Source organism: Acidovorax sp. T1 (assembly GCF_002176815.1).
In the GTDB taxonomy this organism is placed as follows: domain Bacteria; phylum Pseudomonadota; class Gammaproteobacteria; order Burkholderiales; family Burkholderiaceae_C; genus Acidovorax.
The window spans coordinates 1857883-1880129 of record NZ_CP021648.1; the positions used below are offsets into that span (position 1 = coordinate 1857883).

A 22247-nucleotide genomic window follows, 5' to 3' on the forward strand; every position below is an offset into this window, starting at 1 on the left:
CTTTTCCACCCAGGCGCCGGGCCCGGTTGAAAAACACGCAACCATCATCAGATGACACTGGCTGCAGCGATGCCTCTGGATCGCTAGAATGAATTTCATGGCAACAAAACCACCTTCTCCCCCCACCGTGCAGCCCGTAACCCGGCCGGCGCGGGATGACGGCGGTTCGGTCGTGCTCGAAAGACGCGCGCAAAAGACCCAGCCGCCCCAGATGTACCAGGTGGTCATGCTCAATGACGACTACACGCCCATGGAGTTCGTGATCGTGGTGCTGCAGGAGTTTTTCAGCAAGGACCGCGAACAGGCCACGCAGATCATGTTGAAGATCCACCTCGACGGCAAAGGCGTTTGCGGCGTGTACTCGCGGGACGTGGCCGCCACCAAGGTGGACCAGGTGCTGGAGGCTGCGCTGAAGGCCGGCCACCCCCTGCAATGTGTGAGTGAACCTGTTGAATAACAGGTCTCTCATCCCGATCTACAGTTATCTCTTCCACGCAAGCACAAAGGAGTTCACATGATTGCCCAGGAACTGGAAGTCAGCTTGCACATGGCCTTTGTTGAGGCCCGCCAGCAGCGCCACGAGTTCATCACCGTGGAGCATCTGTTGCTTGCACTGCTCGATAACCCCAGCGCAGCGGAAGTGCTGCGCGCATGTTCGGCCAATATCGATGACCTGCGCGCATCGCTGTCGAACTTCATCAAAGACAACACGCCGCAGGTCGCAGGATCTGACGAAGTGGACACACAACCCACGCTGGGCTTCCAGCGGGTGATCCAGCGCGCCATCATGCATGTGCAGTCCACCGGCAATGGCAAGAAAGAGGTGACGGGCGCCAATGTGCTCGTGGCCATCTTCGGCGAGAAGGATTCGCACGCCGTGTACTACCTGCACCAGCAGGGTGTGACGCGCCTGGACGTCGTCAACTTCATTGCCCACGGCATCAAGAAGGGCGAGCCGCCAGAGCCTGCCAAGGCTGAAAACCAGGCCGAAGGTGAAGAGGGCGCCAGCGCCGAGCGCAATGAAAAGGCCTCGCCGCTGGAGCAGTTCACCCAGAACCTGAACCAAGCAGCCAAGGACGGCAAGATCGACCCGCTGATCGGCCGCCACTACGAGGTGGAACGCACCATCCAGATCCTGTGCCGCCGCCGCAAGAACAACCCGCTGCTGGTGGGCGAAGCCGGCGTGGGCAAGACCGCGATTGCCGAGGGCCTGGCCTGGCGCATCACGCAAAACGATGTGCCCGAGATCCTGGCCGAGGCCGTGGTCTATTCGCTCGACATGGGCGCGCTGCTGGCGGGCACCAAGTACCGCGGCGATTTTGAGCAGCGCCTCAAGGGCGTGCTCAAGTCGCTCAAGGACAAGCCCAATGCGATTTTGTTCATCGACGAGATCCACACCCTGATCGGTGCGGGCGCTGCGTCGGGCGGCACGCTCGATGCGTCCAACCTGCTCAAGCCGGCGCTCTCCAGCGGCCAGCTCAAGTGCATTGGCGCCACCACCTTCTCGGAATACCGTGGCATCTTCGAAAAAGACGCCGCGCTGTCGCGCCGCTTCCAGAAGGTGGACGTGGTCGAGCCCACCGTGCAGGAAACCATCGACATCCTCAAGGGCCTCAAGAGCCGCTTTGAAGAGCACCACAGCGTGAAATACGCCGCGGCGGCCCTGCAGGCAGCGGCCGAGCTGAGCGCCAAATACATCAACGACCGCCACCTGCCCGACAAGGCCATTGACGTGATCGACGAGGCGGGTGCTGCCCAGCGCATCATGGTGCCGAGCAAGCGCAAGAAGACCATTGGCAAGGCCGAGATCGAAGAGATCGTGGCCAAGATCGCACGCATTCCGCCCGCCAACGTGTCCAACGACGATCGCGGCAAGCTGCAGACGCTCGAGCGCGACCTGAAAAGCGTGGTGTTCGGCCAGGACAAGGCCCTGGAAGTGCTGGCCAGCGCGGTCAAGATGGCGCGTTCGGGCCTGGGCAAGGGCGACAAGCCGATTGGCTCGTTCCTGTTCAGCGGCCCCACCGGCGTGGGCAAGACCGAGGCGGCCAAGCAGCTGGCTTTCATCATGGGCATCGAGCTGATCCGCTTCGACATGTCGGAGTACATGGAGCGCCACGCTGTGAGCCGCCTGATCGGTGCGCCTCCGGGTTACGTGGGGTTTGACCAGGGCGGTCTGCTCACCGAAGCCATCACCAAGAAGCCACACGCGGTGCTGCTGCTCGATGAAATCGAAAAAGCACACCCGGACATCTTCAACGTGCTGCTGCAGGTGATGGACCATGGCACGCTGACCGACAACAACGGGCGCAAGGCCGACTTCCGCAACGTGCTCATCATCATGACCACCAACGCGGGCGCCGAGACCATGAACAAGGCGACCATCGGCTTTACCAACCCGCGCCAGGCGGGCGACGAAATGGGCGACATCAAGCGCCTGTTCACGCCTGAGTTCCGCAACCGGCTCGATGCCATCGTCAACTTCAAGGCGCTTGACGAGCAGATCATCCTGCGCGTGGTGGACAAGTTCCTTCTGCAGCTCGAAACCCAGCTGGCCGAAAAGAAGGTGGAAGTCACCTTCACCGACACGCTGCGCAAGCACCTGGCCAAGAAGGGCTTCGATCCGCTGATGGGCGCCCGCCCGATGCAGCGCCTGATCCAGGACACCATCCGCCGTGCGCTGGCCGACGAGTTGCTGTTTGGCCGACTGCAGGACGGCGGCCGCCTGACGGTGGACATTGAGGTCAAGACCGACGACAAGGGCGTGGAAAGCTCCGAGGTGTTGCTGGACATTCAGCCGCTGCCCAAGAAGGAGCGCTCGGCCAAGTCCGAGCCCGCCGAGCCGGAAGAAGCCACGGCGGATTGATCGGCGCAGCAGTGGCGCCCTTTGGCGCCCCCTTTGCGTGCTCCCGCAGACCCCCAAAAGAAAGCCCACGGTGTACGCCGTGGGCTTTCTTGCTTGTTGTCTGCCGTGGGAGGGGGTGGATCTGCCCGATTGGACTGCCGCTCAGGGCGCTTGCACGCGCTGCAGCAGCTCCAGCGTGGGGTAGCCATCTTGCGCCGTGCCGATGCTGCGCTGGAAGGCGCGCAGCCCCGCGCGGGTGGCCGGGCCCATGACGCCGTCCGGGGTGCCGGCAGAAAACCCCTTGCGGTTCAGCGTCTCCTGCAGCGTCTGTATTTGAGCGCGTGACATCGGCTCCAGATCGCGCGGCCAGGCACCTGCAATGGCTGGGCCGCCGCCGATCTGTTGCGCCAGCAGCGCCACCGCGAGCGCGTAGTTGGTGGAGTTGTTGTAGCGCAGGAGGGTACGAAAATTGGCGCCCACCACAAAGGCGGGGCCGCGTGCGCCGGCCGGAGTGACGATGGAGGCTGCGGCCAGGTGGGGTAGCGTTTGGCCTTCGATGGCGCGTACACCTTCGGCCACCCATTGCGCCGTGCTCTGCCGCACGCCGAGGTCGGCCCGGGCGTGGTCGAACGAAGGCGGCAGCTGGACTTCAGCCCCCCAGCGTTCGTTGGCCTGCCAGCCGGAGCGCGCCAGAAAATGGGCCGTGGATGCCGCCACGTCCGGGATGCTGCCCCAGATGTCGCGGTGCCCGTCGCCATCGGCATCGACGGCGTAGGCCAGAAACACCGAGGGCAGGAACTGCGTGTGGCCCATGGCGCCGGCCCAGGAGCCCACCATGCGTTCGGCCGCGATGTCGCCCGCGTCGATGATGCGCAGGGCGGCCAGCAGTTCGCTTTGTGCCCAGGCGCGGCGCCGCCCGTCGTAGGCCAGCGTGGCCAGTGCGTCCACGGTGCGCAAGCTGCCGAAGTTGCTGCCGTAGTTGCTCTCCATGCCCCAGATGGCGGTGATGACCGTGGCGGGCACGCCGTAGCGGGCTGCGGCGGCCTCCAGCGTTGCCTGGTGCTCAGCCCGTTGGGCCTGGCCCTGCGCGATGCGCTGGGCTGATACGGCGCTGTCGAGGTAGGCCCAGGGCGTGCGGGTGAATTCAGGCTGGGCACGGTCCAATTCAACGACGCGGGGCAGCCATTGCGCGCCGCCCAGCACATCGCGCACGGTGTCGGGCCGTATGCCGGCCGCCAGGGCCTGCGCAGAAAACGCGTTTCGCCAGGCGGCAAAGCCTGCAGCGTGGTCCGCACCGGCTGCCGTGCCGACGGTTGCGTCGGCGGCGCTGGGACGGGTTGCTGGGGGTAACGGTGCGACTACCGTGGATGGGGCGCTGGCGCAACCCGCCAATGCCACGGCAGCCACCAGTGCGGCCGGCAGTCGCATGCACGCAGGGCGTGGGCAGCGCGACAGGAAAGAGAGAGGGGCTTGGGTACTTTGCATGCGCCATTGTCCCGCGCCGCAGCGCCTGTGTCTTGCCGCGGACGTGGCACGCCGTGCAGTGGCTGGTCTGCGTTTACTATTGTTTTGATAGCTACTGGCGCTTGATATGTAAGCGCTAGAGGCAAAAAAGACCAAAAATCGGGTTACAGTTGGCATTCGCCGTGCACAACACCCGTGCGTGGTTTTTTCTCGCCCTTGTTTGTCCACCGACCATGGCCCCTCACACCTTCCTCTGGCACGACTACGAAACCTTCGGCGCCAACACCCGGCGCGACCGGCCGGCGCAGTTTGCGGCCATCCGCACCGACGCCGAGCTCAATGAAATCGGCGAGCCGCTGATGCTCTACTGCCAGCCGGCCAATGACTATCTGCCGGACCCGCAGTCCTGCCTGATCACCGGCATCACGCCCCAGCTGTGCCTGGAAAAGGGCGTGCCCGAGCACGCTTTTGCCAATCGCATCGAGGCCGCATTTGCGCAGCCGGGCACCATCGGCGTGGGCTACAACACCATCCGGTTTGATGACGAGATCACGCGCTTCATGTTCTGGCGCAACCTCATCGACCCTTATGCGCGGGAATGGCAAAACCAGTGTGGCCGCTGGGATCTGCTCGATGTGGTGCGCATGACCTATGCGCTGCGGCCGGACGGCATCCATTGGCCCACCAAGGAAGACGGCACGCCGAGCTTCAAGCTGGAGCATCTGTCCAAAGCCAACGGCCTCGTGCACGAGTCCGCGCACGATGCGCTGTCGGACGTGCGCGCCACCATTGCGCTGGCGCGGCTGATCCGCCAGCACAACCCCAGGCTGTTTGACTTTGCACTCAGCCTGCACAAGAAGGACCGCGTGGCTGCCGAGCTGCGACTGCCCGCCACCACGGCCACGGCGCGGGCGTTCTTGCATGTGTCGGGCATGTTCCCTGCCGAGCGCGGCTGCCTGGCTGTGATGTGGCCGCTGGCCAGCCACCCCACCAACAAGAACGAGCTGATCGCCTGGGACCTGGCCCACGACCCGCGCGAACTGGCCACGCTGGGCGCCGACGAGATCCGCCTGCGCATGTTCTCCAAGGCCGCCGACCTGCCCGAGGGCACCACGCGCCTGCCCATCAAGACCATCCATCTGAACAAATCGCCCATGGTGGTGGGCAATGTGAACACGCTCACCCCCGCGCGGGCGCAGCGCTGGGGCATCGACCTGGCCCAGGCGGCGCAGCATGCCGACATGGCGCGGGCCTTGCCGGACATGAGCGGCATCTGGCCCGCCGTGTTTGCCCGCCCGGCCGAGCCTGCCCCCGATGTGGACCAGGACCTGTATGGCGGATTCGTGGGCAACAGCGACCGCCGCCACCTGAACGATTTGCGCACCATGAATGGCGCAAAGCTGGCCACCGCGCGCACGGGCTTTGATGACCCGCGCCTGGCCGAGCTGGTGTGGCGCTATCGGGCCCGCAACTTCCCGGACACCCTGTCGCCCGAAGAGGCCGGGCGCTGGGAGGCGCACCGCGCCGCTTGCCTGTTTGACGGGGCGGGCGGGGCGCGCACCGTGGAGCAGCTGTTTACCGAAATCGACCAGATCTCGGAAACTGCCGATGACGACCGCACCCAGGAGATTCTGGGCGCCCTGTACGATTACGCCGAGCACATCGCGCCTGAACGCTGACCCCCCTGAGGCGCTGCGCGCCCGGTGCTGGCGCCAGAAGCGCCTGCCCTTCGTGGCCGTCCAAGCCTGCGCAGGCAGGCTTGGAGCCGCGGCCCCTCAGCCCCCCGAGGGGGGACGCACCCCGGTGGCCCGGCGAAGCCGGTTCCACGGGGGCGCTGGTATTCGGGGCGCGCCGGTTTCAGGCTACAGCGCCCATTGCACGCCGACAATCATCCGCAACGTTTTATGACGACACCAAACAACCATCATTTCACCACCCAGATCGTGCATGCCGACCGCCTGAGCGGCGCCGGGCATGGCGCCATCCACCAGCCCATCCACACCTCGGTGCAATACGGTTTCGACAAGGTCGAAGACCTGATTGCCGTGTTCCAGGGCACCGCCAAGGGTGGCTTCAACTATGCGCGCCAGGGCACGCCCACCACGGCGGCGCTGGAGTCCAAGCTGACGCAAATGGAGCGCGGTCAGGGCAGCATTGTGTTTTCCACGGGCATGGCAGCCATCTGCGCCGTTTTTCTCACGCTGCTCAAGGCGGGCGACCATCTGGTGGCCAGCAAGTTCGTGTTTGGCAACACCAACAGCGTGCTCGGCACCCTGGCCGACCTGGGCATCGAGGTCACCACGGTCGATGTGACGGATGCCGCGCAGGTGGCTGCCGCCGTGCGCCCCCACACGCGCATGGTGTTTGTCGAGACCATCGCCAACCCCGGCACCCAGATGCCCGACCTGGAAGGCATCGGTGCGCTGTGCAAAGAGCGCGGGCTGCTGTATGTGGTGGACAACACGGTGGCCTCGCCCTACCTGTTCCGCCCGGGCACGGTGGGGGCGGGGCTGGTGGTCCATTCGCTCACCAAAAGCATGGGTGGCCAGGGCGACGCGCTGGGCGGCGCTGTCATCGACACGGGTGTTTTTGACTGGAGCCGTTACCCCAACATTTTCCCGGCCTACCGCAAGGGCGATGCCAAGGGTTGGGGCCTGCAGCAGCTGCGCAAGAAGGGGCTGCGCGACATGGGCGGCACCTTGTCATCCCACGCCGCGCACCAGATTGCGCTGGGCGCGGAAACGCTGGCGCTGCGCATGGACCGCACCAGCGCCACCGCGCTGGCCTTGGCCCAATGGCTGGAGCAGCACCCTGCCGTGGCGCGGGTGCATTACCCGCTGCTGGCGTCGCACCCGCAGCATGCGCAGGCCAAAAAGCACCTCAAGGCGGGTTCGTGGCTGCTGTCGTTTGAATTGCGCGACCCGGCCCAGTGCCTGCCGCTGTGCAACCGCCTGCAGCTGCCCATCAAGGCCACGGGCCTGGCCGATACGCGCACGCTCATCATCCCGGTGGCGCACACCATCTTCTGGGAAGCAGGGCCCGAGGTGCGTGCCAACATGGGCATTGGCGACAGCATGATCCGCCTGTCGGTTGGGCTGGAGGAGGTTGAGGACCTGCTGGCCGATTTTGAGCAGGCGCTGGCCGCACTTCCTGTGGCTGCGTGACTGCCCTGAAAGCCGTTAGTCTGCTATTGTAATAATAGCTCCTAGCTCTTTGTCCATAAGCGCTGGAGGCCAATTTGGCTTGAATTTCAGCCAAAAAACCGGTAGCACACCACAATGGCCGCCACTACACCGGCCAGCTCCGCCAGCAGCGCGCAGGCCACCGCATGGCGCGCCCGCTGGATGCCCACGGCGCCAAAGTACACCGCCAGCACATAAAACGTGGTTTCGGTGCTGCCCTGGATGGTGGCGGCCGCCAGCGCGGCGAAGCTGTCCACGCCCTGGCTCTGCATGGTTTCGATCAGCATGGCGCGCGCCGCGCTGCCCGAAAACGGCTTGACCAGCGCCGTGGGCAGCGCATCGACAAAGCGCGCATCCATGCCCAGCACCTGCACGCACCAGCGGATGGCGTCCAGCACATAGCCCAGGGCGCCCGAGGCGCGAAACACCCCCACCGCGCACAGCATGGCCACCAGGTAGGGCAGCAGGCCCTTGGCCACGTCAAAACCCTCTTTGGCGCCTTCGATGAAGGCCTCGTACACGGCCACCTTGCGCCATGCGCCCACGCAAACAAACAGCAGCACCAACGCAAACAGCGTGAGGTTGCCCAGCAGCGACGACAGCTGCGCCAGCGCCGCCGCGCTCAATGTGGCCAGCAGCGCCATGAAGCCCGCCAGCCCCAGCGCCACCGGCAGCAAATAGGCCAGCACCACCGGGCTGAACAGCGGCAGCCGCTGCACCACGGCCACGCTGAGCAGCCCCACCAGCGTCGATGCCGAAGTGGCCAGCAGGATGGGCAGGAACACCAGCGTCGGGTCGGGCGCGCCCTGCTGCATGCGGTACATGAAGATGGTGACCGGCAGCAGCGTGAGCGACGAGGCGTTGAGCACCAAAAACAGAATCTGCGCGTTGGTGGCAGTGTCGGGCTGCGGGTTCAGCTCTTGCAGCGCACGCATGGCTTTCAGGCCCATGGGCGTGGCGGCGTTGTCCAGCCCCAGCGCGTTGGCGGCAAAGTTCAGCGTCATCAGTCCCAGGGCCGGGTGGCCGCGCGGCACGCCGGGCATCAGCCGCGCAAACAGCGGCGCCAGCCAGCGCGCCACGGCGTTCACGATGCCGGCCTTTTCGGCGATGCGCAAAAAGCCCAGCCACAGCGTGAGCGTGCCAAACAGCAGCACCATCACCTCGACCGACAGTTTGGCCATGGCAAACAGGGCCTCGACCATGGCGGCAAAGATCTGGGCGTTGCCGCCCACCAGCCATTGGGCCAGCGCGGCGATGGCAGCGGTGACAAAGAAGCCCAGCCAGAGGGTGTTGAGCAAGGATGGAACTCCGTAGGTGTTGGTGTTGCCGGGGTGTGCCATTTTCGGCCGATTCACCGCAGCAATTGGCAGGGGCGCGCTGGCCTGGGTGCGAACCCGGCAATGGATAGCGTAACCCGCATGACGGCCCGCAGCCGCGCAAAAGCCAGGGTGAACCGCCGGGTGGTACCCTACAGGGTTCGGTTGCGCGCTCCGTTTTCGCGGAAAAAACCAGCGCGCATTCGCCCCAAGACAAAAACCAGGCGCCTTTGAACAGCTTCATAGAGCGCCACAACACCAAGGAACATTCGCCATGGGCGCCCAGTGGAAAGCAAAAGGTAAGGCACAAGTCGCAGATGCCAGAGGCAAGCTGTTTGGCAAGCTGGCCAAGGAAATCATGGTGGCGGCGCGCGGTGGTGCCGATCCGGCCGGCAATTCGCGCCTGCGCCTCGTGGTCGAGCAGGCCCGCAAGGTCTCGATGCCCAAGGAAACGCTGGAGCGCGCCATCAAGAAGGGCGCCGGCATCGGCGACGAGGCCGTCCATTTCGAGCATGTGATTTACGAGGGCTTTGCGCCCCACCAGGTGGCCGTGATGGTCGAATGCCTGACCGACAACGTCAACCGCACCGCGCCCGAAATGCGCGTGCTGTTCCGCAAGGGCCAGCTGGGCACCTCGGGCTCGGTGGCGTGGGATTTCAACCATGTGGGCATGATCGAGGCCGAGCCCTCCACCCCCGGCGCCGACCCCGAGCTGGCCGCCATCGAAGCCGGCGCGCAAGACTTTGAAGCCGGCGACGAAGAGGGCACCACCACGTTCTGGACCGACCCGACCGACCTGGACCTGGTCAGCCGCGCGCTGCCCGCGCAGGGCTTTACCGTACTGTCGGCCAAGCTGGGCTACAAGCCCAAGAACCCGGTCAACCCCGCCAATTTGACGGCAGAGCAGCTGGAAGAGGTCGAGAGCTTTCTGGCCGCCATTGACGCCAACGACGACGTGCAGAACGTCTATGTGAGCCTGGGCAGCTGATGATCGTCCTGGCGCTGGCCGCCATCCCGGCCAGCGCCGCGCTTTTCTCCAACACCATTGCATGACCGCTGACCATTACGCAGCCCTCGGACTGGGCGCCAACGCGTCGCTGTCCGATATCAAGAAGGCCTTTCGCCAGAAAGCGTCCTTTTATCACCCGGACAAGAACGATGCGCCCGACGCAGCGCAGCGCTTTCAGGCCGTGCAAAAGGCCTACGAAGTGCTGTCGGACGAGGAGTCCCGCCAGGCCTACGACGACAACCGCCGCCGCAACCTGCTGGACGACCCGCTGCAGACCGCGCAAGAGATCTGGCAAACCTATTTCAAGAGCATTCTTCCTTCGTGAAACTTTCCCCTTACTTTTATGACCTGCGTTCGGCCTACCAGGCCGAACTCGATGACCTGGTTTCGGACTCGGAGGGCAAGGATGTGCTTCGCAAGCGGCTGGCAGAAAAGCGCTCTGAAATCGGTTTTCTCGTGAAGATGATGGAACTGGCCCCGGAAATGGTGGCGGTGGTCTTCCACCAGGGCTTTCGTTTTGCCAAGCCTGCGGTGATGGAGCATCTGCTCGGCCAGGGGGCCGACAACCTGCCCGACTGGGGCACGCTGGCAGGCGCTGTCTCGCTGGAACCCTGGGCCGCCAGCCTGGCTCCAACCGTGTTGCGCGAGCCTGGTGGGCCCGTCTTCATGGTCGTGGCAGCGGCGTTGGAGTATTTGCACCAGCATGCGCGCCTGGCCCCGGCACCCGCGCAGGGCGATGCCGAGCCGGATTCTGACGAAGAGGCCGCTGAGCACGACGATGACTACAACGCCCTGAGCGCCGACGATGCCGCCGACCCGCACACCAGCCGCACCCGCGACGAGGCCAGTTCCCACTGGCTGGCCGAGGCCGGCTTTGACCGCAAAGACTGACCAGTCCCAGATTTTCGAGATGTCCCGCACATGAACCACCTGGCCCTCATCACCAAAACCACCAGCCTGATTGCCGCCGGCGACATCGTGGGCGCCGAATCGGCGCTGGCCGACCTGGCCGACACCGAAGGCGACAACGCCCTGATGGTCGTGCTGGACCAGCTGGCACCCAAAGACGTGCTGGCCGTGATGCGCGAGTACGACGACTCCAAGGCGTCCGTCGTCAACCTGCTGGTCACGCCCGAGCAGTTTGCGCGCGCCATGGTGCTGGAAAAGCAATACAAGGATCTGACCCACACGCACCTGCGCAACATGGTCAATGCCGTCATTTTTCGGGACGATGCCGACCCGGTGGAATTCTTGACCGCGATTGGCGACCTGGAAGGCGGCAGCGAGGCCCTGGCCAATTACTTTGCCGAGAAGTGGAGCCGCATCGAAGCCTTTGCCCGCACCGGCACGTTCGATGCCACCGAAGACTATGGCCCCACGCTGAGTGACGACGAGCTGCTGGCATCGGGCTATGTGCAGCCCCGCATCGACCAGGACGAAGTGGCCGACCGCGACTGGATGCAACTGGCCTGGCTGCTGCGCTACGAATGCCGCGACCTCTTCATCGAAACCCTGCTGGTGCTGCGCGCCAAGGCGCGCGCCCACGACATGGGCCTGGAAGAGGGTGACGATTCTGCGGAGGAAGACGACGGCAAGTTTGAAACCAGCGATACCGATCGCGGCAAGGCCACTCCAGCCGCTCGCACGTCTGACGAAGAATCTGCGATTTAGATGACAACCCCCTGTGGCGCTTCGCGCCTTCCCCCTTCTCTCGAATTGCTGCGCAATTCGGGAAGGGGGACACCGCCAGCGCGGCGGGGCGGCCCTTGCGCGGCGGTCCTGGCTTGGGTCGCGCCAGTTGCAAGGCCCAAGAGCAGCGCATAGCGCGATGGATACCAACATGACCGTGGCCGATACGCCTTCCCTTGATGCCCACTCGGTGGCACCCGCCAACGCGCTGCAACTGCACGACGCCCGCCCGTTTTTTGAGAAAGCCCTGGTGCACGGCGTGCAGCACGGCATTCTGGATGCAGCCCGGCTGGCCGCCATCTGCGCCGACGCCCCCAAGGGCATGGTGCAGATCGCCCGCTACTTTGGCAGCGAATTTTTGCGGCCCGAGCTCGAAAAAGCCCGCGACCGCATGGTCAACCTCATCAGCCTGTATTTGCTGGACAGCACGGGCGGCGATGTGGCCAAGGCCGCCGTCTCGTTGCGCGACCATTCGTTCCTGTCGCGCTCCAAGGGCGGCTCGGACATGCTCAAGCGCCTGATCGCCATGCCCGAGAGCAGCAACTTCGGCATGGCCGGCTATGAGGACGCTCAAACGCCGCTGCTGGCGCTGTGGTCGCTGCGCAGCTACACCGATTACCAGGCCGAACTGGCCCGCCGCAGCCAGATGGCCCAGGCCATCCATGCCGCACAGTGGCTGGCCGAGCAATACGACCTCGACACCGACGAGCTCGAAGCCGCAGGCGCCGACGCCGAGGCCGTCATCCGCACTGGTTTGCTCATGCAGGCCCTGGCGCCCCGGGCCATGCACCTGGGTGAGTGGCCCAACGCCGTGGCGCTGGAGAAGCTGGTGACGGCGCTGCGCAAGAAAAAGCGGGCGGCGCCCACCGAACTGCGGCTACCTGCCGGCGTGCCCGCCGACCTGCGCGCGGTGATGCAGGCCCAGTGCGCTGCCGTGCTGGCCGATCTGCCCAAATTGCTGGATGGCGCCACGCCGCTGCGCAACCTGCTGCGCCCCACCGGGGCCTTCCGCGCCCGCTACTTTTTGCTGGACGACCCGCTGGCCGAAGTGGACCATTACCACCGCAGCCTGGATGCGATCGAAGAGGGTGGCGAGCCCCCCCAGCCCGCCAGCAAGACATGGATCAAGGCCACCCAGGGCAACGAAGACGAGCACTCGCTGCTCACCTTGTTTCTGTGCCTTGCGGCAGGAGCCCCCAAGAAGACCCTGCTGACCGAAAAAGCCGCGGCCAGCCTGATCCGCAAGATTCGCAAAAGCGGCCTGCAGCCCGAGCTGGCCACCGAATTCATCCGCATCCATGCGCCAGGCGCCTACCAGGCGGACTACATCGGCATGTGGAACAGCTTTGTGCAGGAGTCGGGCAAAACGCTGGGCAGCGACATGGACTACCAGATGCACGACGCGCTGGCCTTGCTGCGCCGCGAGTGCCATGTTGTGGTGGAGTGACGGTGTGAGAGGGTAGGAATGGCGGCGAGCGCTGTGCAGGTCGTTCAGGGGTGCGCGTCGGTTCCACCCGCGCCGGATCGAACCCCAAGACCCGGTTAACATTCCGCTTGGCTTTTCCTGCCTTCCGTACAACGGGTTCGCAACGCAGGGCCGATTTCCTCCGTTGCCATCCATCGCTCGCCGCCAGCCCACCTTCATCGCTCGTGCACAGCCCAACGCTCGTCATCCTTGCTGGCATTCTTGCCGCGCTGGTCACCACGGTGCTTTATGCCGTGTGGCATTTCAACAAGGGCATTCCCGGCTTGCGGCTGTGGATGCTGTCTTTTCTGAGCGGGGCGGTTTTTTGCGCCAGCTTGCTGGTGCGCGACTACGTGCCGGAAGTGCTGGCGGTGGTGCTGTCGCAGGTGAGCATTGCCGTGGCGGCGTACCTCTGCTTTCTAGGCGGCCGTGCGTACATGGGGCGGCCGCCTTTGCCGCATGCGGTTGCTGCGACGGCTATCGTTGGCGTGGTGGCTGCAGCGGTGTATTTCACGGTGGTGCAGCCGAACCTGGCGATCCGGTTTGCGCTGGCGGGTTCGGTTTCTGGCGTGTGTTTTTTGCTCACAGCCCACACCGTGGCGCGCGGCGGCGTTCGGGACGTGCCCGCACGCTATCTGTTTTCCCTCGTGGCCGGTCTGCATGGGCTTTTCCTGCTGTTGCGGCAGCTGCTGTTCAGGCTGGCCATGCCGGGTTCGGGGGAGGAGGCTGGCGCCGACATGGTGGTGCTGCTATCGCAGTTTGTGGTGCTTGAAGCCACGTTGTCCCTGGTGCTGATGGCGTTTGGCACGCTGATGCTGACCAATGAGCACATCACCCGAGAGTTGCGCCACCTGGCCGAGATGGACCCGCTCACCGACGTATTCAACCGGCGAGCGTTCCTCACGTTGCTCGAAAAAGCCATCAGCAGTGCGCACCGCATACAGTCCGATCTTTCCGTGCTGGCGATTGACCTGGACCATTTCAAGATGGTCAATGACACCTGCGGGCACAAAGGCGGCGACGATGTGCTGCGCCATTTTGTCGGCCTGGCCAGCGGCTGCCTGCGCAATGAGGACGTGATGGGGCGGATGGGCGGCGAGGAGTTCGTCATTTTTTTGCCCAACGCCAGCCGCGCGGGGACCCTTTCCGTGGCTGAGCGCCTGCGCGCCCTGGTGGCCAGCCAGCCGGTGTTGACGGACCGTGGCCCCATCCACCTGACGGTGAGCATCGGGGCCACGCAATACCTGCCTGGTGATTCGTCAGACGCCCTTTTGCAGCGCGCCGACGATGCCATGTACCTGGCCAAGGCGCACGGCCGCAACCGGGTCGAGGCACTGGCCATCGCGCAACCTGTGTGAGCCGATCACGGCAGGCTGTGCCGGAAAATTCAGAATGACGGCAGCCACTCTGCCGGCGGTTTTTGGGGCTTACTTGGTGCCAAAGATGCGGTCGCCCGCATCGCCCAGGCCGGGCAGGATGTAGCCGTGGTCGCTCAGTTCGCGGTCGATGGCGGCGGTGAAGATCTGCACGTCGGGGTGGGCTTTTTGCAGCGTGGCAATGCCCTCGGGCGCGGCCAGCAGGCACACGAACTTGATCGAGCGGGGATTGAGCTTTTTGAGGCGCTCCACCGCGGCGGCGGCCGAGTTGCCGGTGGCCAGCATGGGATCGACCACGATGATGTCGCGCTCGTCCATCTCGGAGGGCATCTTGAAGTAGTACTCCACGGGCTGCAGCGTGGCCGGGTCGCGGTACAGGCCGATGTGGCCCACGCGGGCGCCGGGCACCACGTTGAGCATGCCGTCCAGAAAGCCGTTGCCCGCGCGCAGGATGGACACCAGCACCAGCTTTTTGCCATCGATGACCTTGCCGGTCATGGTTTCAAGCGGGGTCTCGATCTGCACGTCCTGCAGGGGCATGTCGCGCGTGACTTCATAGGCCATCAGCGTGGAGAGCTCGCCCAGCAGGCGGCGAAAGCTGTTGGTGCTGGCTTCCTTCTTGCGCATCAGCGTGAGCTTGTGCTGGACGAGGGGGTGGGTGATGACGGTGACGTTGCTCATGGGCTTGAGGCCTTTTTGTGTTTTTTGCGGATCGGTAAAACAGGATCAGTCTGCCAGAAAGCGCGAATAGCGCGCCAGATCGACATTGCCGCCGCTGATCAGAATGCCCACCCGGGCGCCCCGCACATCCACACCGCCGTGCTCTGCGCCGGCAAAGGCCAGCGCGCCCGTGGGTTCGACCACGATCTTCATGCGCTCGGCAAAAAAGCGCAGGGCTTGCACCAGCTGTTCGTCGGTGGCGGTGACCATGTCGTCCGCCAGGCGCTGGATGACAGGGAAGGTGAGCTGGCCCAGCGCCTGCGTTTGCGCGCCGTCGGCAATGGTGTGCGGCGTGGCGATCTGCACGATGTGCCCCGCGCGAAACGACTGCTGGCCATCGCTGCCCGCCTGGGGCTCCACGCCCACCACACGGCAGTGCGGGGCCAGCGCCTCGGCGGCCAGCAGGCTGCCAGCCAGCAGGCCGCCACCGCCCACGCACACAAAGAGGTAGTCGAGGTTGGGCACTTCTTCCAGCAGCTCCTTGGCCGCGGTGCCTTGCCCGGCGATGACGTGCGGGTGGTCATACGGCGGCACCAGCGTCATGCCGCGCTCTTGCGCCAGGCGCCGGCTGATGGCCTCGCGGTCTTCGGTGTAGCGGTTGTAGGTGACCACCTGCGCGCCATAGCCGCGCGTGGCGGCCATCTTGCTGGCGGGCGCGTCTTCGGGCATGACGATGACGGCGGGCATGTCCAGCAGCCGGGCCGACATGGCAATGGCCTGGGCGTGGTTGCCGGCCGAGAACGCCAGCACGCCGCCCTTGCGCTGCTCGTCGGTGAACTGGGCCAGGGTGTTGAAGGCACCGCGGAACTTGAAGGCGCCGGTGCGCTGCAGGTTCTCGCACTTGAAGAACAGCTGCGCGCCCAGCCGCTCGTCTGCGGTGCTGGAGCGCAGCACGGGCGTGCGGTGCGCCATGCCGTGCAGGCGATGGGCGGCATCGGCCACATCGGCATACGTTGGCACATAAGCGGGCACGGAAAAGGGTGTCTGGGTCATGTCGGCATCCTTGGGCTGGCGGGTCGCCGGGGAGCGGCAGCCACGCTGGCGCATCATAGCCCGTTGCCGTGCAGTTTGAAGCAAAAATGCCTGCTAGCGCTTACCACGTAAGCGCTAGCAGCTATGGATTTTGATGAATCCGGGGTGGCTGTGCCGGCATGCCGCGCCAGGCACCGCGTGGATGCATGCCGCCTGGGGCTGGGTGCTCAGCCCAGTTCGCTGAACCGCTGCAGGGGCGTGAGCGCCGGGAACTCGCCCGCGCGCTTTTGCTTCATGGCCGTGACCGATTCGCGCACATGCTGGTTGCTCCAGATGGCGCCTTGCAGCCAGCCCATCTGGCGCAGGCTGTCTTCCACCGAATGGTCGCGCGCGTAGTTCACGGCCTGCTTGGTGCCCCAGATGGCGACGGGCGACTTGCAGGCGATCTCTTGCGCGCATTGCAGGGCGGCGGCCAGCATGGCGCCTTGCGTGTCGAAGACCTCGTTGACCAGGCCGTAGCCCAGGGCCTTGGCAGCGCTCAGGCGGCGGCCGGTGTAGGCCAGTTCCTTGACCACGCCCAGCGGGATCAGCTTGGGCAGGCGCTGCAGCGTGCCCACGTCGGCCACCATGCCGATGTTGATCTCCTGGATGCAGAAGAACGCGTCGGCCGTGGCGTAGCGGATGCAGCCCGCCGTGACCATGTCCACCGCGCCGCCAATACAACCGCCATGGATGGCCATGATCACGGGGATGCGCAGGCTCTCGATGCGGGTGAAGGTGGCCTGCATATCGGTCAGCAGATCGAAGATGGCGGCGCGGCCCTCGGGGCTCTGGTCGTCCATGGTGATGGCGCCGCCAAAGGTTTCCAGCGCCATGCCCGCGCTGAAATGTTTGCCGGTGCTGCTGATGACCAGCGCCCGCGCCTCACCCGCCTGGTGCAGCTGGGCCAGCACCGCGTCTAGCTCGCGCCAGAAGGTGGGGTGCATGGTGTTCATGGCCTCGGGTTTGTTCAGAACCAGATGGGCCACGTGGTCGGTGATGCTGAGGGAAAAGCAGGTGAGGGTGTTCATGGACGTGGAATGTAGGCCCGGTGTGTTGCGCTGCGTCGTCGCACAGGCGACTTTGAATGAAATATGCCACTGGCGCTTGTGTATCAAGCGCCAGTAGCTATAAAAACAGGAGTGATGGCGCTGCGGATGCGGGCTCCGCAACGCCCCGGGCCACCCGCAGATTCAGCGCCGTTTGCTGCCGCCGAAGATGCCGCCCAGCACGCCGCGCAGGATCTCGCGCCCCAGCGAGGTGCCCATGGTGCGCACGGCCGACTTGGCCATGGTCTGGGCCAGGCCGTCGCGCTTACCGCCGCGCGGGCCGGTGCTGCCAAACAGCACGTCGTTCAGGCCGCCCAGCAGGCCGCCGCCTTCGTCGGCAGTCGCACCGTTGGCGCTCTTGCCATTGCCTGTTGCATTGCCGGCCTGCTCGCTGATCTCGGTAGCGCGGCCCTTGAGCTTTTCGTAGGCCGATTCGCGGTCCACAATCTTTTCGTACACCCCCGCCACGAGTGAGCTGGCCAGCAAGGCCTGGCGCTGCTGCGGCGTGATGGGGCCCAGCTGGCTGCCCGGCGGCAGCACGAACACGCGCTCGGTCACGCTGGGGCGGCCCTTGGCGTCCAGAAAGCTCACCAGCGCCTCGCCCACGGCCAGCTCGGTGATGGCGGTTTCGATGTCCAGGCCCGGCTTTTGCCGCATGGTGGTGGCCGTGGCTTTGACGGCCTTCTGGTCGCGCGGCGTGAAGGCGCGCAGCGCGTGCTGCACGCGGTTGCCCAGCTGGGCCAGCACGCTGTCGGGGATGTCGAGCGGGTTCTGCGTGACGAAGTACACGCCCACGCCCTTGGAGCGCACCAGGCGCACCACCAGCTCGATGCGCTCGATGAGCACTTTCGGCGCCTCGTTGAACAGCAGGTGGGCCTCGTCGAAGAAGAACACCAGTTTGGGCTGCTCGGGGTCGCCGATCTCGGGCAGTTGCTCGAACAGCTCAGACAGCATCCAGAGCAGGAAGGTGGCGTACAGACGCGGCGAGTTCATGAGCTTGTCGGCCGCCAGGATGTTGACCACGCCGTGGCCGTCCACGGTCTGCATGAAGTCCTGGATGTCGAGCATGGGCTCGCCAAAGAACTGTTCGCCGCCCTGGCTCTCGATCTGCAGCAGGCCGCGCTGGATTGCGCCCACGCTGGCGGCGCTGACGTTGCCGTATTCGGTGGTGAACTCCTTGGCGTTGTCGCCCACGTACTGCAGCATGGCGCGCAGGTCTTTCAGGTCCAGCAGCAGCATGCCGCTGTCGTCGGCAATCTTGAACACGAGGTTGAGCACGCCGAGCTGGGTCTCGTTCAGGTTGAGCATGCGACCCAGCAGCAGCGGGCCCATGTCCGATACCGTGGCACGCACCGGGTGGCCCTGCTCGCCAAACACGTCCCACAGCGTGGTGGGGCAGGCCAGGGGCGTGGGCAGGGGCAGGCCGCGCTCCTTGAGCACCGCCGCCAGTTTGTCGCCAATCTTGCCGGGCTGGCTGGCGCCCGTCAGGTCGCCCTTCACATCGGCCATGAACACCGGCACGCCGATGCGTGAGAAGTTCTCGGCCAGGGTTTGCAGGGTCACGGTCTTGCCCGTGCCGGTGGCTCCGGTGATGAGCCCGTGGCGGTTGGCCAGGCCGGGCAGCAGGTGGCATTCGATGGTGTCGTGCTTGGCAATCAGGAGGGGTTCGGCCATTTCGGGTTTCCTCGGATCGGTGGCGGGCAAAAGTAAAATCGCGGCCACTAGATTAAATCAATACAAAAGGACTTCCCGTGGCAGGACACAGCAAATGGGCGAATATCCAGCACCGCAAGGGGCGGCAGGATGAAAAACGCGGCAAGATCTGGACCCGCATCATTCGTGAAATCACTGTGGCCGCCCGTGCCGGTGGCGGCGATCTGTCTGCCAACCCCCGCCTGCGCCTGGCGGTGGACAAGGCCAAGGCGGCCAACATGCCCGCCGACCGCATCAAATACAACATCGACAAGGCCACGGGCAACGCCGAGGGCCTGACCTACGAAGAAATCCGCTACGAGGGCTATGGCATTGGTGGCGCCGCCATCATGATCGACACCATGACCGACAACCGTGTGCGCACCGTGGCCGAAGTGCGCCACGCGTTCAGCAAACACGGCGGCAACATGGGCACAGAAGGCTCGGTGGTCTTCCAGTTCAAGCACTGCGGCCAGCTGATTTTTGCCCCCGGTACCAGCGAAGACAAGGTGATGGAAGTCGCCTTGGAGGCGGGTGCCGAAGACGTGGTGACCGACGAAGACGGCGCGGTGGAGGTGCTGACCGCCCCGGCCGACTTCGAAACCGTGAAAAATGCGCTGGAGGCCGCAGGCCTCACTGCCGAGGTGGCGGGCGTGACCATGCGGCCCGAAAACACCATCGAACTGACCGGCGAAGACGCCGCCAAGATGCAAAAACTGCTGGACGTGCTGGAAGACCTGGACGACACCCAAGAGGTCTATCACAACGCGGCGCTGTGACTCTGCACCAGTGGGCCACCGTTTTTTTCTTGCCCTGACTTGTTTTCCGACTGATATTCCCCCGAACCCCGCCCAGCAGCACGGCGCTGTGGGCCGGGTTCACCAAAGGTTCCTATGAAAGTACTTGTGATTGGTGGCGGCGGCCGTGAACACGCGATGGCGTGGAAGCTGAGCCAGTCCCCCAAGGTGACCAAGGTGTTTGTGGCGCCTGGCAATGGCGGCACGGCCTTGAATTCCAAGCTCGAAAACGTGGGCATCTCTGACGTGCGCGAGCTGCGCATGTGGGCCCAGACCGAGAAAATCGGCCTGACCGTGGTGGGCCCCGAGGCGCCACTGGCGGCCGGTGTGGTCGATGAGTTCCGTGCCAACGGCCTGCGCATCTTCGGCCCCACCAAGGCTGCGGCCCAGCTCGAAAGCTCCAAGGCCTTCTCCAAGGCTTTCATGCGCCGCCATGGCATCCCCACGGCCGATTACGACACCTTCACCGACCCGGTGGCGGCCCATGCGTTTGTGGACCGGCTGGGCGCCCCCATTGTCATCAAGGCCGACGGCCTGGCCGCTGGCAAGGGCGTGGTCGTTGCCATGACGCTGCAGGAGGCCCACGATGCCGTCGATTTCATGCTGGTGGACAACAAATACGGTGTGACGCACAACGAGGGCGCGGATGGGAAGGCTTTGCCGCGCGTGGTGATCGAGCAGTTCCTCGAAGGCGAGGAAGCCTCCTTCATCGTGCTGTGCGACGGCAAGAACGTGCTGGCGCTGGCCACCAGCCAGGACCACAAGCGCCTCAAAGACGGCGATGAGGGCCCCAACACCGGCGGCATGGGCGCGTATTCGCCCGCGCCCGTGGTCACGGCCGACGTGCATGCCCGCGCCATGCGCGAGATCATTCTGCCCACCATCCGGGGCATGGAAAAGGACGGCATCCCGTACACGGGCTTCCTGTATGCGGGCCTCATGATCGACGCCAAGGGCCACCCCAAGACGCTCGAATTCAACTGCCGCATGGGCGATCCCGAGACGCAGCCCATCCTGATGCGCCTCAAAAGCGATTTCTGCGATGTGATGGCCGCTGCCGCCGACGGCAAGCTCGACCAGATGGAGCTGCAATGGGACCGCCGCACGGCGCTGGGCGTGGTGATGGCAGCCCATGGCTACCCCGAGAACCCGCGCAAGGGCGATGCCATCACCGGCCTGCCCGCCGAGGCGGATGACGCGGTGGTGTTCCACGCGGGCACGCAGCTCAAGGACGGCGTGGTCAGCGTGACCGGCGGCCGCGTGCTGTGCGTCACCGTGCTGGCCGACAGCGTCAAGCAGGCGCAGCAGCGCGCGTATGACGTGGCGCGGGGCATTCACTTCGACGGCGCCCAATACCGCCACGACATCGGCTTTCGTGCCGTGAAGTGACTCCCCCCTGTGTCGCCTTCGGCGCCTTCCCCCAGGGGGGACGACGCCCTCGCGGCGGGGCGGCCCTTGCTTGGCGTCCCTGGCATGTGCCGCGCCAGTTTCACGGGCAGCGTGTGGTGCCGATGATTGCAATGGACAACTGAAATGCAACAACCTGGATTGAATCCGGCCACGACCGTGGCGACCGTACGCAGCTATTTGCAGGGCCTGCAGGCGCGCATCACCGATGCGCTCGAAGCCGTGGAAGGTGAGGGCGGTGCGCGTTTTCTGGCCGATGCCTGGCGCAAGCCCGCTGGCGAGCCGTTGCAGGGCGACGGCATCACCAAGATCCTGGAAGGCGGCCGTGTGTTCGAACGCGCGGGTTGTGGCTTCAGCCATGTGCGCGGCCCGCAACTGCCGCCTTCGGCCACGCAGCACCGGCCCGAGCTGGCGGGCGCGCCGTTCGAGGCCATGGGCGTGTCGCTGGTGTTCCACCCGCGCAATCCCTATGTGCCCACGGTGCACATGAACGTGCGCATGATCGCGGCCGGCCACCCGGGGCAAACGCCGACTTGCTGGTTTGGCGGCGGGATGGACCTCACGCCGTACTACGGCTTCGAGGAAGACGCGGTGCACTTTCACCGCACCTGCCGCGATGCGCTGGCACCCTTTGGCGATGACAAGTACCCGCGTTTCAAGCAGTGGTGCGATGAATACTTCTACCTCAAGCACCGCAGCGAGCAACGCGGCGTGGGCGGTGTGTTCTATGACGACTTTTCGGAGCTCGGTTTTGAGCAGAGCCTGGCGATGACGCAGTCGGTGGGCGATGCCTTCCTCAAGGCCTATCTGCCCATCGTGGAAAAGCGTCAGAACCTGCCGTTTGGCGAGCGCGAGCGCGACTTCCAGCTCTACCGGCGCGGCCGCTATGTGGAGTTCAACCTGGTGTGGGATCGGGGCACGCATTTCGGGCTGCAATCAGGCGGGCGCACCGAGTCCATCCTGCTGTCCATGCCGCCGCTGGTATCGTGGTCGTACCAGCGCTCCGACGCCGCCGATTCGGCCGAAGCGGACCTGACACAGCGCTTTCTGGTGCGGCGCGACTGGCTGACTGGCGGGCCTGGCGCCAACGCCTGAACGCCATGAAAAGCGCAAAAGCTATAATTTCAGTAGCTGCCCGCGCTTTTCACACCAGCGCAAGAGGCCAAAAACACCTCAAACTGACGCAGCGCCACCGCGCAACACCCAAGGCGCAGCCCGCTGGCTGTGC

At 65.1% G+C, this 22247-nt stretch carries 19 protein-coding genes; 13 read left to right on the forward strand and 6 right to left on the reverse strand.

The genetic code is table 11. The annotated features are described in order from the left end of the window. The first annotated feature begins 88 nt into the window (after window positions 1-88). Window positions 89-457: an ATP-dependent Clp protease adapter ClpS gene (clpS, locus tag CCX87_RS08715; RefSeq protein ID WP_087745558.1), complete on the forward strand. Its 369-nt coding sequence runs from the start codon at window positions 89-91 to the stop codon at window positions 455-457. A gap of 57 nt (window positions 458-514) precedes the next feature. Continuing rightward, on the forward strand, window positions 515-2863 hold the full coding sequence (gene clpA / locus CCX87_RS08720; protein ID WP_087745560.1) for an ATP-dependent Clp protease ATP-binding subunit ClpA: 2349 nt from the start codon (window positions 515-517) through the stop codon (window positions 2861-2863). A 141-nt stretch (window positions 2864-3004) separates the two neighbouring features. Here clpA and CCX87_RS08725 read toward each other — a convergent pair whose 3' ends face one another. Beyond that, window positions 3005-4327, reverse strand: coding sequence for a lytic murein transglycosylase (locus CCX87_RS08725; RefSeq protein WP_369825277.1), 1323 nt, complete (start codon window positions 4325-4327; stop codon window positions 3005-3007). A gap of 212 nt (window positions 4328-4539) precedes the next feature. Between CCX87_RS08725 and sbcB the strand changes: the two genes are divergently transcribed. Next, window positions 4540-5985 carry an exodeoxyribonuclease I gene (gene sbcB / locus CCX87_RS08730; RefSeq protein ID WP_087745564.1) on the forward strand — a complete coding sequence of 482 codons (1446 nt, stop codon included), beginning with the start codon at window positions 4540-4542 and terminating at the stop codon, window positions 5983-5985. Window positions 5986-6210: 225 nt separating this feature from the next. Then, a complete protein-coding gene (locus CCX87_RS08735; RefSeq protein ID WP_087745566.1) occupies window positions 6211-7470 on the forward strand; it encodes a cystathionine gamma-synthase family protein in 1260 nt (419 codons plus the stop codon). Window positions 7471-7556: 86 nt separating this feature from the next. Here the strand turns inward: CCX87_RS08735 and CCX87_RS08740 are convergent, their stop codons facing one another. Then, a complete protein-coding gene (locus tag CCX87_RS08740; protein WP_087748255.1) occupies window positions 7557-8786 on the reverse strand; it encodes a nucleoside recognition domain-containing protein in 1230 nt (409 codons plus the stop codon). Window positions 8787-9078: 292 nt separating this feature from the next. On the opposite strand from CCX87_RS08740, the gene CCX87_RS08745 reads away from it, so the two are divergent. The 6 genes from CCX87_RS08745 (at window position 9079) to CCX87_RS08770 (ending at window position 14325) form a co-directional block, all read left to right on the forward strand. Then, window positions 9079-9792 carry a YebC/PmpR family DNA-binding transcriptional regulator gene (locus CCX87_RS08745; RefSeq protein WP_087745568.1) on the forward strand — a complete coding sequence of 238 codons (714 nt, stop codon included), beginning with the start codon at window positions 9079-9081 and terminating at the stop codon, window positions 9790-9792. A gap of 61 nt (window positions 9793-9853) precedes the next feature. Then, window positions 9854-10138, forward strand: coding sequence for a J domain-containing protein (locus CCX87_RS08750; protein ID WP_087745569.1), 285 nt, complete (start codon window positions 9854-9856; stop codon window positions 10136-10138). After that, window positions 10135-10704, forward strand: a complete 570-nt coding sequence (locus CCX87_RS08755; protein ID WP_087745571.1) for a hypothetical protein — start codon at window positions 10135-10137, stop codon at window positions 10702-10704. The genes CCX87_RS08750 and CCX87_RS08755 overlap by 4 nt, the downstream gene beginning before the upstream one ends. A gap of 30 nt (window positions 10705-10734) precedes the next feature. Next, the gene (locus CCX87_RS08760; RefSeq protein WP_087745573.1) at window positions 10735-11484 is read left to right on the forward strand and encodes a hypothetical protein; all 750 of its coding nucleotides are present in this window, start codon (window positions 10735-10737) and stop codon (window positions 11482-11484) included. A 169-nt stretch (window positions 11485-11653) separates the two neighbouring features. Further along, window positions 11654-12949, forward strand: a complete 1296-nt coding sequence (locus CCX87_RS08765; RefSeq protein WP_087748256.1) for a hypothetical protein — start codon at window positions 11654-11656, stop codon at window positions 12947-12949. A gap of 203 nt (window positions 12950-13152) precedes the next feature. Further along, complete coding sequence (locus tag CCX87_RS08770; RefSeq protein ID WP_087745575.1) at window positions 13153-14325, forward strand: GGDEF domain-containing protein; 1173 nt, start codon at window positions 13153-13155, stop codon at window positions 14323-14325. Between the two features lie 69 nt (window positions 14326-14394). Here the strand turns inward: CCX87_RS08770 and upp are convergent, their stop codons facing one another. The 4 genes from upp to CCX87_RS08790 all read right to left on the reverse strand — a co-directional run bounded on the left by upp (window position 14395) and on the right by CCX87_RS08790 (window position 18797). After that, window positions 14395-15024 carry a uracil phosphoribosyltransferase gene (upp, locus tag CCX87_RS08775; RefSeq protein WP_086912296.1) on the reverse strand — a complete coding sequence of 210 codons (630 nt, stop codon included), beginning with the start codon at window positions 15022-15024 and terminating at the stop codon, window positions 14395-14397. Between the two features lie 45 nt (window positions 15025-15069). Next, window positions 15070-16056 (reverse strand): threo-3-hydroxy-L-aspartate ammonia-lyase, encoded by a 987-nt coding sequence (locus tag CCX87_RS08780; RefSeq protein WP_087748257.1) that lies wholly within the window; start codon window positions 16054-16056, stop codon window positions 15070-15072. A gap of 206 nt (window positions 16057-16262) precedes the next feature. After that, window positions 16263-17105, reverse strand: a complete 843-nt coding sequence (locus CCX87_RS08785) for an enoyl-CoA hydratase-related protein (RefSeq protein WP_087745577.1) — start codon at window positions 17103-17105, stop codon at window positions 16263-16265. 162 nt (window positions 17106-17267) lie between these two features. Continuing rightward, window positions 17268-18797, reverse strand: a complete 1530-nt coding sequence (locus CCX87_RS08790; RefSeq protein WP_087745579.1) for a helicase HerA-like C-terminal domain-containing protein — start codon at window positions 18795-18797, stop codon at window positions 17268-17270. 77 nt (window positions 18798-18874) lie between these two features. Between CCX87_RS08790 and CCX87_RS08795 the strand changes: the two genes are divergently transcribed. From CCX87_RS08795 to hemF, 3 genes are all read left to right on the forward strand, one after another. Continuing rightward, window positions 18875-19594, forward strand: a complete 720-nt coding sequence (locus CCX87_RS08795) for a YebC/PmpR family DNA-binding transcriptional regulator (protein WP_087745583.1) — start codon at window positions 18875-18877, stop codon at window positions 19592-19594. A 114-nt stretch (window positions 19595-19708) separates the two neighbouring features. Next, window positions 19709-21001: a phosphoribosylamine--glycine ligase gene (gene purD, locus CCX87_RS08800; RefSeq protein ID WP_087745584.1), complete on the forward strand. Its 1293-nt coding sequence runs from the start codon at window positions 19709-19711 to the stop codon at window positions 20999-21001. A 144-nt stretch (window positions 21002-21145) separates the two neighbouring features. Beyond that, complete coding sequence (gene hemF / locus CCX87_RS08805) at window positions 21146-22114, forward strand: oxygen-dependent coproporphyrinogen oxidase (protein WP_087745586.1); 969 nt, start codon at window positions 21146-21148, stop codon at window positions 22112-22114. Window positions 22115-22247: the final 133 nt, after the last annotated feature.

What these genes read in the sequence shown, in the direction of transcription:
- CCX87_RS08785 (WP_087745577.1), bottom strand. Translation starts at nt 17,105, where the DNA reads ATGAACACCCTCACCTGCTTTTCCCTCAGCATCACCGACCACGTGGCC.
- CCX87_RS08750 (WP_087745569.1), top strand. Translation starts at nt 9,854, where the DNA reads ATGACCGCTGACCATTACGCAGCCCTCGGACTGGGCGCCAACGCGTCG.
- upp (WP_086912296.1), bottom strand. Translation starts at nt 15,024, where the DNA reads ATGAGCAACGTCACCGTCATCACCCACCCCCTCGTCCAGCACAAGCTC.
- clpS (WP_087745558.1), top strand. Translation starts at nt 89, where the DNA reads ATGAATTTCATGGCAACAAAACCACCTTCTCCCCCCACCGTGCAGCCC.
- sbcB (WP_087745564.1), top strand. Translation starts at nt 4,540, where the DNA reads ATGGCCCCTCACACCTTCCTCTGGCACGACTACGAAACCTTCGGCGCC.
- CCX87_RS08735 (WP_087745566.1), top strand. Translation starts at nt 6,211, where the DNA reads ATGACGACACCAAACAACCATCATTTCACCACCCAGATCGTGCATGCC.
- CCX87_RS08745 (WP_087745568.1), top strand. Translation starts at nt 9,079, where the DNA reads ATGGGCGCCCAGTGGAAAGCAAAAGGTAAGGCACAAGTCGCAGATGCC.
- CCX87_RS08765 (WP_087748256.1), top strand. Translation starts at nt 11,654, where the DNA reads ATGACCGTGGCCGATACGCCTTCCCTTGATGCCCACTCGGTGGCACCC.
- clpA (WP_087745560.1), top strand. Translation starts at nt 515, where the DNA reads ATGATTGCCCAGGAACTGGAAGTCAGCTTGCACATGGCCTTTGTTGAG.
- purD (WP_087745584.1), top strand. Translation starts at nt 19,709, where the DNA reads ATGAAAGTACTTGTGATTGGTGGCGGCGGCCGTGAACACGCGATGGCG.
- CCX87_RS08780 (WP_087748257.1), bottom strand. Translation starts at nt 16,056, where the DNA reads ATGACCCAGACACCCTTTTCCGTGCCCGCTTATGTGCCAACGTATGCC.
- CCX87_RS08725 (WP_369825277.1), bottom strand. Translation starts at nt 4,327, where the DNA reads ATGCAAAGTACCCAAGCCCCTCTCTCTTTCCTGTCGCGCTGCCCACGC.
- hemF (WP_087745586.1), top strand. Translation starts at nt 21,146, where the DNA reads ATGCAACAACCTGGATTGAATCCGGCCACGACCGTGGCGACCGTACGC.
- CCX87_RS08790 (WP_087745579.1), bottom strand. Translation starts at nt 18,797, where the DNA reads ATGGCCGAACCCCTCCTGATTGCCAAGCACGACACCATCGAATGCCAC.
- CCX87_RS08760 (WP_087745573.1), top strand. Translation starts at nt 10,735, where the DNA reads ATGAACCACCTGGCCCTCATCACCAAAACCACCAGCCTGATTGCCGCC.